Annotated in this window: 12 protein-coding genes; 9 read left to right on the plus strand and 3 right to left on the minus strand. The window is 47.5% G+C overall.

The window, feature by feature from the left end:
- Positions 1-254: 254 nt before the first annotated feature.
- The 4 genes from FD01_RS11180 (at position 255) to FD01_RS11195 (ending at position 3,887) form a co-directional block, all read left to right on the plus strand.
- The gene (locus FD01_RS11180) at positions 255-2,024 is read left to right on the plus strand and encodes an LPXTG cell wall anchor domain-containing protein (RefSeq protein ID WP_056964340.1); all 1,770 of its coding nucleotides are present in this window, start codon (positions 255-257) and stop codon (positions 2,022-2,024) included.
- Between the two features lie 115 nt (positions 2,025-2,139).
- Positions 2,140-2,766, plus strand: a complete 627-nt coding sequence (lexA, locus tag FD01_RS11185) for a transcriptional repressor LexA (protein WP_056964342.1) — start codon at positions 2,140-2,142, stop codon at positions 2,764-2,766.
- 113 nt (positions 2,767-2,879) lie between these two features.
- Positions 2,880-3,323 (plus strand): hypothetical protein, encoded by a 444-nt coding sequence (locus FD01_RS11190; RefSeq protein WP_054718546.1) that lies wholly within the window; start codon positions 2,880-2,882, stop codon positions 3,321-3,323.
- Between the two features lie 105 nt (positions 3,324-3,428).
- Positions 3,429-3,887 (plus strand): hypothetical protein, encoded by a 459-nt coding sequence (locus FD01_RS11195; RefSeq protein ID WP_054718549.1) that lies wholly within the window; start codon positions 3,429-3,431, stop codon positions 3,885-3,887.
- A gap of 76 nt (positions 3,888-3,963) precedes the next feature.
- Here the strand turns inward: FD01_RS11195 and FD01_RS11200 are convergent, their stop codons facing one another.
- Positions 3,964-4,161 (minus strand): hypothetical protein, encoded by a 198-nt coding sequence (locus tag FD01_RS11200; RefSeq protein WP_056964344.1) that lies wholly within the window; start codon positions 4,159-4,161, stop codon positions 3,964-3,966.
- 292 nt (positions 4,162-4,453) lie between these two features.
- Between FD01_RS11200 and FD01_RS11205 the strand changes: the two genes are divergently transcribed.
- Both FD01_RS11205 and FD01_RS11210 read left to right on the plus strand, forming a co-directional pair.
- A complete protein-coding gene (locus tag FD01_RS11205; protein WP_056964346.1) occupies positions 4,454-5,596 on the plus strand; it encodes an AI-2E family transporter in 1,143 nt (380 codons plus the stop codon).
- Entirely contained in the window at positions 5,593-6,066 is a 474-nt protein-coding gene (locus tag FD01_RS11210) for a hypothetical protein (protein WP_056964348.1), read from the plus strand. The genes FD01_RS11205 and FD01_RS11210 overlap by 4 nt, the downstream gene beginning before the upstream one ends.
- A gap of 570 nt (positions 6,067-6,636) precedes the next feature.
- Here the strand turns inward: FD01_RS11210 and FD01_RS11215 are convergent.
- Positions 6,637-6,990, minus strand: a complete 354-nt coding sequence (locus FD01_RS11215; protein ID WP_056964350.1) for a hypothetical protein — start codon at positions 6,988-6,990, stop codon at positions 6,637-6,639.
- A 97-nt stretch (positions 6,991-7,087) separates the two neighbouring features.
- On the opposite strand from FD01_RS11215, the gene FD01_RS11220 reads away from it, so the two are divergent.
- Positions 7,088-8,092 carry a zinc-binding alcohol dehydrogenase family protein gene (locus FD01_RS11220; RefSeq protein WP_056964352.1) on the plus strand — a complete coding sequence of 335 codons (1,005 nt, stop codon included), beginning with the start codon at positions 7,088-7,090 and terminating at the stop codon, positions 8,090-8,092.
- On the opposite strand, the gene FD01_RS11225 is transcribed toward FD01_RS11220, so the two are convergent.
- Positions 8,075-8,368 (minus strand): hypothetical protein, encoded by a 294-nt coding sequence (locus FD01_RS11225; protein ID WP_056964354.1) that lies wholly within the window; start codon positions 8,366-8,368, stop codon positions 8,075-8,077. The two genes, FD01_RS11220 and FD01_RS11225, sit on opposite strands and share 18 nt — an antisense overlap.
- Before the next feature lie 123 nt (positions 8,369-8,491).
- On the opposite strand from FD01_RS11225, the gene FD01_RS11230 reads away from it, so the two are divergent.
- The gene (locus FD01_RS11230; RefSeq protein ID WP_056964357.1) at positions 8,492-9,184 is read left to right on the plus strand and encodes a response regulator transcription factor; all 693 of its coding nucleotides are present in this window, start codon (positions 8,492-8,494) and stop codon (positions 9,182-9,184) included.
- Positions 9,181-10,482 (plus strand): sensor histidine kinase, encoded by a 1,302-nt coding sequence (locus FD01_RS11235; RefSeq protein WP_056964359.1) that lies wholly within the window; start codon positions 9,181-9,183, stop codon positions 10,480-10,482. The genes FD01_RS11230 and FD01_RS11235 overlap by 4 nt, the downstream gene beginning before the upstream one ends.
- The last annotated feature ends 85 nt before the right edge of the window (positions 10,483-10,567 follow it).

The raw sequence follows: 10,567 nt of genomic DNA on the forward strand, positions 1-10,567 counted from the left end.
TTCAAGAGGCTGCATAACCAAGTTATTTAATTGTCCAACCTAATGGGTTCACATCAACACTTTCGATTTAGTTTTAACGTCTGGCCAGCAACGTTATCACCTGACCCGAACATTCGCGGTCAATGCTGATCAAATTCCAACCACCAAAACACAAACTCAAACAACCAGCTTGCCTTGGTGGGTCTACTTGTTGATTGGCTTGGTGATCATCATGTTCGGCATGATCATTTGGTTGTTTAACACGAGGAAAAAAAATGAAAACACACCTAACGATTTCAGTGACCGGTGATTCCCCACAAGTGGCCAAAGGCGTGATCCAAACGCCGAATCATCCCAATCTCCCTGCCACTGGCAATTCGCGCAGTTTACCTTTAGCGCTTGCTGGGGTGCTGATGGTGAGCTTGATCATTTTAAAAGCCAGCAAGCGTCATGCTTGGTGGGTATTGTGTTTATGTTTCGCGTTGAGCGGTCCAAAACCAGTCAACGCCGCTGAGTTGATCGATATCAACCACACTCAAGTCAGTACTTGGGATGTGATCCCAGCCATGCCCACGCCGCAATTCAACCCGTTTTGGCCAACTAACAATGGTTTTATGGGACCAACGCCTGATAATTCTTTTCTCACCACAAATGTGAACCAACCCGTTGATCTCACGGCTAAGTATGGGCGACCGCCGGTGACAGACACCTTTAAATCTTTGGGGGTGACCTTGACGATTTGGCAAGTTTCGGTGTTTGCTGGGGGACGCTATCAAGCTAAGCGCGTCTTTACGGATACCAAATCTACCGATGTCCAAGCCTTTGTCTACCGATTCTCATTTGATTTCAAATATACCCCAACAACACCTGGCACGTACTTTTTGCAATACACCACCAACACCCCGATCAGTTTAGGTGATCCAACCTTAGTGGCCACCAGCATCAGTCGCTTGATGGTTAAACAACCGACTACGACTTTATCCATTCAAGCACCGCCAGTGGTTTTCCCCAGTACTGGTAGCCCTGCCAACCAAGCGACAGCCCAAATTACCCCCATCGATGCGACGGATCAAATCAAATGGGTCCCAGGCCCAAATGTAAATGTGGAACACACCACTGGCGCAAGCATCGGTTTTCGCGGACAGACAACGCAATCGATCAACTGGGATCCCAATCGTCCAGGATTGCCAGCAAAACTCAATGCCACTGCTGGCAAAGTTTCTGCCCAACATGATTTTCATATCGGCGGATTAGCCGCAGTCAACACCAGCTTAGATGCCTTAGACCGCGCACCATTGCGTCACACGACCCAAGGACTGCAAGCCACTGCCGCACAACTGCCGGCAGGACGCTGGCAATATGATTGGCTGTTGATCCCCACTAAAAAAGTCGGGAACGTTTTACAAGTGGATACATCTAAACAAGTGGCGATGAAGAATTTCTCTGGTGTGAACAATGCGTCAGGTTTTGTTGATGACCTGACCGATAATGCCGTAGCTTTTGAACTATTACCCACTGGCAATCTCGTGGATACCTTAATGCAAGCCACCAGCGCCGGCACGGCTTATGTTTTGCAATTGCAACTGACGATGGTCGACCGTCAACAACTTTACACGTTGACTTCAAATTTCGCAGGGATCACTGTGGCCAAGCCCCAACAACCATTAGCCTTGCATGTCGATCAAAAAGCCGACTGGACGTTCACCCGCCTACAATTATTTGATGAAACCCCAGTTGCGCCAAACAGTCCGATCACCGTGACGTTGCGCGATGATCACAAACCAGCGGATTGGACCTTAAGTGTCAGCCTCGCATCAACCCCGTCAAAAAAAGATTTTCCTTTTGCCTTGTTGATCGGCAACGCGCAACAAGTCGATTACGACCATCCAGCGGCAGTGATCAGAACTGGCAAGGCTAACCTCAATGCCGAGCCGATCGACTTGCGCTTAAAACCCACGCAAGAAGCAACCACCAGTTTAGCCAAGCATTGGCACGCAGATATCGTCTGGACGGTGGCGCAAAAAATCGACGCCAACGGTTTATGACCGCGAAAACGCATTAAATCACGAATTCTTTGTGAAAAAATCTTGCAAACAGTTGTTCGCTCTGGTACGCTGTAAGTAACCAAAACATGTTGCGTACGCGAAAGGAGTGGGCCTGATGCCTACCGGAAAAAAGAACAAACGTTGGCAAGAGATCCTCGAAACCATTCATAGCTCCATCGAAGATCGCGGCTTTCCGCCGACAGTGCGCGAAATCGGCAAGGCAGTTGGCCTTTCCAGCTCAAGCACGGTTGCTGCTCACTTAGTTAAACTCGAAGACAACGGCTTAGTGGCTAAAGACCCGACCAAACCGCGGACGTTGATGCTGACTCAAGCAGGCCGTGATTATATCGGCGTGACCAACGGTGGCATCCCCATTGTCGGCACGGTTGCCGCCGGGGTCCCGATCACCGCGATTCAAAACATCGATGACTACTTCCCAGTGCCAGATGATATCGGCTATGATGCCGACGAATTATTCATGTTGCGCGTGTCTGGGAACTCCATGATCAAAATGGGCATTTTAAACGGGGATCAAATCATTGTCAAAAAGCAGCAAAATGCTGAAAATGGTCAAGTGGTCGTGGCAATGACTGAAGATTCTGAAGCGACGGTCAAGCGCTTCTATAAAGAAGACGGCCGCATTCGCCTTCACCCAGAAAACGATGATATGGATGATATGTATTTCGATAATGTCGTGATTTTAGGCATCGTAGTCAGCTTATATCGCCCGATGCTCGACTAACCTTTCGTTTAGCCAGGTCCTTGTGATCTGGCTATTTTTGATTTTCAAGAATGATACCGCTTTACTTCATGGTACAATTTAACTATTAATATCACCTTGATGAGGAACACGCCATGACCCCAGATGAACGCGCAGCGATTTTACAATTTATGGCCAACAACGGACTACCCAATGCCCATAATTTTCTGTATGCCGAAACTGGCCTGCGCCCGCATGTGCATTTCAGTTTAAGTCTGTTCGCCTGGCCGCTTTATCAAACCGCCGCCATGACTCCGACCGTGTTGATTTTCACTTCTGAAGCCGTGATCACAGTCAGCATGCCACTTTGGACGCATACCGCTCAACTGACGGGTTTTACCTTAGCTTCCCGTTACGTGACCGTTTACCCGACTGCTGACATCATCAATTTGAGCGTTGATCATCGTGGCACCGATTATTGGCTATGTTTACAAACCCGATCATCGCACCGATATTTCTATCTTTATATCGATGAACGAGACCCTTCCGTCAATGCGTATAACTTGTGGCACCTAATGGAAAATGATTTTTTTGAGTAACCTCATATTTTGGTCGTGCTTGTTTTGGCGATTGCAACCAATCGTAAAATTTTTATACTATTGATTGATATATGCCGTTAACAAAAAATGAATGGAGCTCACCAGATGAACTTTTATCAAATCACTCAGCTATTTGCAAAAGCGCTTGAAGACGAAGATTTTGAAGCAGCAGCTCAACTATTACGCAGAAAAGATGCCTCATATGCCGTCAAGATCTTAGGTAGCGTCGACAATAGCCTTGAGCCCTCCGTTCACCTCTTTCTCGAATACTGGTGTCGGGTCGAAAACACGCCGCTACAACACATAGTCACGGCCACCTATCTCCTCATTTACTACAACTATAAACTCGGCGCCTACACCTTGGCTTATTGGCATCTCATGTGGGCAATTGATCTTGACCCTACCGACATCGGTACACTCACTTGGCTCTTTAAGATGTATCATTGGCCTGATGGTTATGTCTCCAACAAAACCCTTGCGCCTTATGCTTGGAAACTTCTCAAAACTAATCCCACTGATGAAGACGTACTCGAAGCTATTCATCACGTCATTGACAATCAATAGCAAAAAAAAACCCAGACATTTTTGTCTGGGTCGATCCACGTTTCGGCACGGTTGGTGCGCGATGTGGGCAAAACTTTTACATCCGGTGAGTCACTGGAATGTGTTTGAGTTGGCGGCGATCGCACTTGTTACGCGTCATCAGATAGAAGACGCCGAAGTGCACATCGACGGCTAACAAGAGAATTGCAACTGTTGCCATGTGAGTAAACATGAGCACGACTGTTAACACAATCATGACCCGTAATACCCATTTCATAATCTCGATTGATGTCATTGATGACACTCCCTTCCACCACAATTGGTTTGCTATGGTTATTAGTATACCTGAAATTCTGCGAATGTAAAGCTCAATTATACATTAATTTTACATTAAGTGCCCGATTGTGGGCATTTATAGACTTTGTATCGTGAATTTACAAATGAAATTTACATTCAGAGCCATTTCAACCCCGGTGTGACGGGCTTTTAGGTAAGCGCTAACATTTTATGACAATATCCGGCTAAATTCGCATATTGCGCTGAGATTGGGTACACTAATAGAAGAAACCCGTGCAAGGAGGCACCCTATGGATCGAAAATCCTGGTTCTACCGCCGTTTTCTCAATAGTAAATTCACCACGGTGTGTTTAAATGCTGTTTTAGTGCTGCTGGCGATTTGGATCTTCACGCAAATTGCGTGGGTCTTTAAACCAGTCGGGGCGTTTGTCGGCATTGTCGCCCCACCGTTTATTTTAGCTGGCGTGCTTTTTTACTTATTGAACCCCTTGGTTAACTTTTTACAAAAACATGGGGTCAAACGGGTTTTGGCCATCGCCTTAGTGTTCATCGTCGTGCTAGGCCTGTTGGTATTGGCCGTTGTCAAAGTAGTGCCCCCTATCGAGCAACAATTCAACAACATCGTCAAATACTATCCGCAATACTGGCAAAGCTTTACAGATTGGTTGACGCATCTCAACGAAAACCAAAGCTTTATCTCTCAAGCCGATCTCGATCGATTCGGTAAAGAGTTCATGGCCAGCTTAAATAGTAAAAAAGGGTCTTTATTATCCGGCACCGTTTCGGGTTTACAAAGCTTCTTTGGGATCGTCGGTAACGTGATGATCACGGTATCCACTGCGCCGATCATTTTATTCTTCTTATTAAAAGACGGCGATCACTTCGCCCCGCTATTGGTCAACTTGTTCCCGACGCGCTTGCGCCAAAGTATGACGGATACCTTACATGAAATGAACGTCAAAGTCGGGTCATATGTTCAAGGCCAATTGACTGTGGCAATGGCCGTCGCGATCATCTTCATGGTAGGCTTTTCCGTGATCGGTTTGAAATTTGCCTTGGTGCTGGGCTTGATTGCCGGGCCATTGAACTTGATTCCGTATTTCGGCTCTGCTTTGGCAATGATTCCGGCGTTGATCGTCGGCGCCACCACTTCGCCGAAAATGTTGATCGCAGTGATCATCACTTTCTTTGTGGAATGGCTGATCGAAACCCAACTGATTTCCCCACTGGTCATGGGCTCAAAACTGGAAATGCATCCTTTAACCATTGTGATCGTGCTGTTGACTGCCGGGAACTTGTTCGGCTTAGTCGGCGTGATCTTAGGGATCCCAGGCTTTGCCGTAATCAAAATTATCGTCACCCGCTTGTTTCATTGGTATCAACAAGTCAGCGGCTTGTATCCTGAACCAAGTGATGGAAAGGATCAACTATGATTGATATGTTTTTTATGATTTTAGACGCTGGCATGATCATTGCTGGCGGGTACTTCTTATATTGGCAAAATAAAATCGACGTGCGTGCCGGTTATGCTTTGTTTCAAGTTTTCTTTGCTGGGATCTTAGCCGCCTTGTTAGTCGAATCTGGCTCTGCAAGTGTCGCTTATATCATTTTCTCAGCCGCTTTTGTCACCTTGGTGATCATGGCGGGCACTTCCGGCTTGACGCCAACCAAAGTGATCGCCACCGGCGTGTTCTCTCGCGTGATCCCTTATACCAAATTATCGGCGATCACATTAACGCCTTTAGATCTGCCAAACGGTCGGCAAATGGTGGTGGCGATTTTTAACTTAACGCCACGCCGCTTCGTGCGGATGACCTTCCGTAGCGACCTAGCCAGCTTGATCGCCGTGTTGCGCCCACGCGTCCCAGAAAATATTCAAATCGCCGTTGAACATGTGCAATAACCAAAAATCCCCTCGCAAACATAATTCTGCGAGGGGATTTTTTAGTCCACAACCAGCGTTACTGTTGAAAGGCGCACAAAATCCACGAAACAGCCTCCCATTTCGTGGATCTCTGGCTTTAACGCCAATTCAATTACGCTCATGCAGTTCAAACAATTTCAAGCGCGTGTCTGCGCCACCGCCGCTTCTTAGGCTTTGGCAGCTTTCGGGACGACTCGATCATGCATGATCTTTTGTCCACAGGCGTCACTTGCTTCTCATGTTACCATGAGGCAAATCGTCCATTCACACCTGGTATGAGTCCGAGAGGGGACCCTTATGTGCCGGCACGACTGATGCTGAGACCCACTGCCATCAAACAGACTGACCGTGTGGATCGATCTCACTCGGGTTTGCGGGGAACTGCCCCCCGTTGCGAAGTAGTGCAGGTGACGTGCGCTAAGCCACCTCTTCCTCCTAGTATACGAGTGAATGATAACGCCTTCAAAAACAATTGTCAAGTATTTTTTGTAACCGATGCCAAATGTTTTTCCGAAAAAAAACAAGGCCATCAGCCTTGCCCCTCTTAGTTTAAATTCGCCGAGCAGAAAAAAGTAGTGCAAGCACTAAGACGATCCCGATCGCGCCAAAGGTGAAGAGCCAATCAAAAGTTAGCCCAAGCATAAAGATATAAATCAACAACATCATCGCGCCGCCGATAACCACATCGACGCCAAAGCGCCCTTTGCGAGTTTGGCAAGACGCATCTAAGCCGATCAACAACCACACGCCGACTGCTAAGCCAACGCCTAAGCTGATCGTCGCGGCTTTGGCCATGAGATCTTGAGGGTTGGTCGCAAACCAACCGATCCAACTAAACACTGCCGCAGCCAGCACTAACAGGACAAATAAGCCGTATGCATGGATTTTTTTTGCATGAGACATGGGTTTCCTCCGATTGTACAAGTTGTGAACAGTTTACCAGATTGCGCCGGTGATTTACACTAGGGGTATTAAAAACTTAATGAATCGGAGGCTTACCATGCCAAAAAATCTTGCCATTGCTGCCTTCAACGGCCGCAAAATCACCGATCCCGATGTGTTTACCGAAGTCGATTTACCCATCCCGACACCGGCTGCCGATGAAGTGGTCGTCAAACTCGAAGCCATCAGCTTAAATCCCATCGACACCAAATTACGCGCCAATTTAAAGCCACAAGCCCATCCTAAAATTTTCGGCTATGATGGCGTCGGCCATATTACTGCAGTTGGCAGTGCGGTGCAAGAATACACTGTTGGCCAACGGGTGTTTTATGCTGGCACCACGAAAAAAGCCGGCAGTTATCAACATTATCAAGCCGTCCCAGCCCATCTGACTGCCGCGGTGCCAGAACGTCCAAAGGCCACAGACTTAGCCGCACTTCCCTTAGTCGGGTTAACCGCTTGGGAATTACTGTTTGAAAAAATGGGTTTCATCCCTGCCATCAATGCTAACGCCGGCAAAACCTTGCTGGTCATCAATGGCGCTGGTGGCGTCGGGTCCATGTTGACCCAACTCGCACATTGGGCTGGTTTAAATGTGATCGCCACTGCTAGTCGCAAAAATTTTGACTGGTTGACGCAACACCACGTCGATCAACCTTTGGACTATCACGAGGATTGGGCCAGCCAAATTCCGCGACTCGTCGATGGCATCGCCATTTTATACGCGCCGGAACCTTATTTGGCCCAAGCCGTGCAACTGATCGCGCCACTAGGGCATATTGGCACCATCGTCACGCCAACTAAGCCGCTTGACCTCGCCGGCTTAAAACCAAAAGCCGCCAGCTTTGATCAAGAGTACATGTTCACCAAATCAGATTTCGGCGTGGCTTATGACTCAACTAAACACATCCTCAATCAACTGGCGACACTTTATGACGCCGGTGTGATCCAAGCTTCTGTCACCCACACGGACCCCTTTGATTTAAAGCATTTGATCACCGCGACCAAAGCCATCGAAGCCGGCCATAGCGTCGGGAAAACCAGCTTATTTATGAAAGCCTAAGGCATAGCGGAGTTTGCGTTTGGCATCGGCTTGGGTCAATTCATCCGGATTATAAATGATCATCCCATCGCCCATATAATAGTTGAATTTTTCTAAGATCCCGCGCTGGGTTAAACTGCGCAAGCGCAATTCGTCATTGACTTGCAGTAAAAAGTCTTTGCACCAATCCTTATCCATCATTGCCGGTTCATCGCGTTCAGTGATAAAGCCTTGTTCCAAAAACGTGTTCGCACCTTCCGTTTTTTGCAGGCGCGTAATGCTTTCAGTGGGTTCCATACACTCATCCTCCCAGTCATTTACCTTTATTCTACGTGATTAAAGCGCAGTTGCAACTCACTTTAAGGTAGTTTTTAGACTGGTTTCGTATCATCTAAACTATTCAGAAAAGAGGCGCGGGCATTGACCAGTAAACCAAAGATCTTAGTCGTTGAAGACGACCCCAACTTAAATCAAAGTATTTGTGATTTCATCAGCGACTTTGCCGATGTGGAAGCCGCATTGACTGGCAGTGACGGCGAATTCATGGCGGAACAAGATATTTACGATGCCACTGTATTGGATATCATGTTGCCAGAAATGAACGTCTTTGATTTGTTGAAGGCCATTCGCCAAAAAGCCGTCCAAACGCCAGTCTTGATCCTCACCGCTAAAGACGCCTTAGCTGACAAGTTGCGCGGGTTTACTTTAGGCGGCGATGATTATTTGACCAAGCCTTTCCACCGCGAAGAATTGATCATGCGCTTGAAAGCTTTGCTGAAACGCACTGGCAAACTCGCCACGGACAACGTGTTGCACTGTGGCCCGCTATCTGTTGATGTGGCCAATCACTCTGCCAGCGTCAACGACACCCCAGTCACGTTAAACGGCAAAGAATATGACTTGCTGGTTTACTTGTTGCAAAATGTCGACACCATTATCACCAAAGATCAGATTTTTGACCGCTTGTGGGGCTTTGATTCGGATACTGCCATTTCCGTCGTCGAAGTCTATATGTCCAACTTGCGCAAAAAACTGCGCCACACTGAAGCTGAATCCATGATCAAAACCATCCGCAGTGTCGGCTACATTTTACAAAGCGAGGGATCTGAATGAACAGTGATTCTGCGATCGAACATCAACGCCGGCGCTTGTTTGTCGCCCAATTATTGAGCTTTGCCGGGTTGTTCATCGCCTTGGGGCTGATCGTGTTTGTGATGTATGAGCGCTCGGTGTATCGCGACGTCGACCAAACCTTAGTCCAGCAAAAGCGCAAATCGCTATCCAACACGCAAACCATGACCATGGGCCGCAATCCTTTGCGCAATGGTAAACCGACGAATAACGAACCCAATCCGATGCGCACGACGTTGTTGGTGTTCAACAGCAAAGGCAAAATCACCAACCAAGCCCAAATCGGCATGGACGCTTACGCCTACTTACAATACATGAAGCTCAACAAGAAATATGTGAACGTTAAGCGCACCTTGACCACCACGAGTGGGACGTTTCGCACCTTGTTGATCAAAGTCAAAAAATCCAACACCAACTCCAGTTACGCTGGCAAATATGTGATGATCGTCCAAAATATCGACTCACAAATGTTTGCCTTGAAGACGTTCCGCCAGGCATTGATTTTAACCATGGTGATCTTTTGGCTGTTGGCTTTGGCCTTGGCTTATTGGCTCTCCAATCGTTCACTGGCCCCAATCGTCGTGGCTTGGCAACATCAACAAGACTTTGTCGCTGATGCAGCTCACGAATTGCGCGCGCCTTTAGCGGTGATTCAAAGCCAACAAGAAGCGATGTTGACAAAACCCAATGCCAAGATCATCGATCAAACTGAAGCCATCGCCACGTCATTGTCAGAAACCAAGCGCTTGCGCCAGTTGACCGGCGACTTATTGACCATTGCCAAGGCGGATTCCAATGCGGTGCAACTAGATATTCAGCCTTTTGAATTGAACGCCTACTTCACCAAAATGCTTCGCCCTTATGAAGATATCGCCGAATCTCAAGATAAAACTTTCAGTGTCGACTTACCAGAACATGGCAACGCCTTGTTTGATAACGAGCGCATGCATCAATTGACCGTTTTGTTATTGGACAATGCCTTTAAATATACCGCATCCGGCGACCAAGTCTGGGTGAAGGTCACCTTGTCTGCCAATGATTGGAAAATGGTCGTCGGCAACTCTGGTCCGACGATTTCAGATGAGGACAAAGCCCATATCTTTGAGCGTTTCTATCGCGCAGATAAATCTCGCAATCGCAAGACTGGTGGCAGTGGTTTAGGCCTGTCGATTGGCGCATGGATTGTTAAAGCCCATCGTGGGAAAATGACGGTTACTGATGTTCAACCGCATGGTGCTGAGTTTACTGCAAAGTTTCCTCGCGTTCCGAAAGTAAATTGATCAAAAAAGCGCCACGAGCATAAAAACTCTGACCTTTACCCCCAAAGTTGGAACAAAACTTTGGGGGTATTTGTATGACCAAAAT

Origin of the sequence: Lacticaseibacillus manihotivorans DSM 13343 = JCM 12514, assembly GCF_001435035.1 — a bacterium.
Lineage (GTDB): Bacteria > Bacillota > Bacilli > Lactobacillales > Lactobacillaceae > Lacticaseibacillus > Lacticaseibacillus manihotivorans.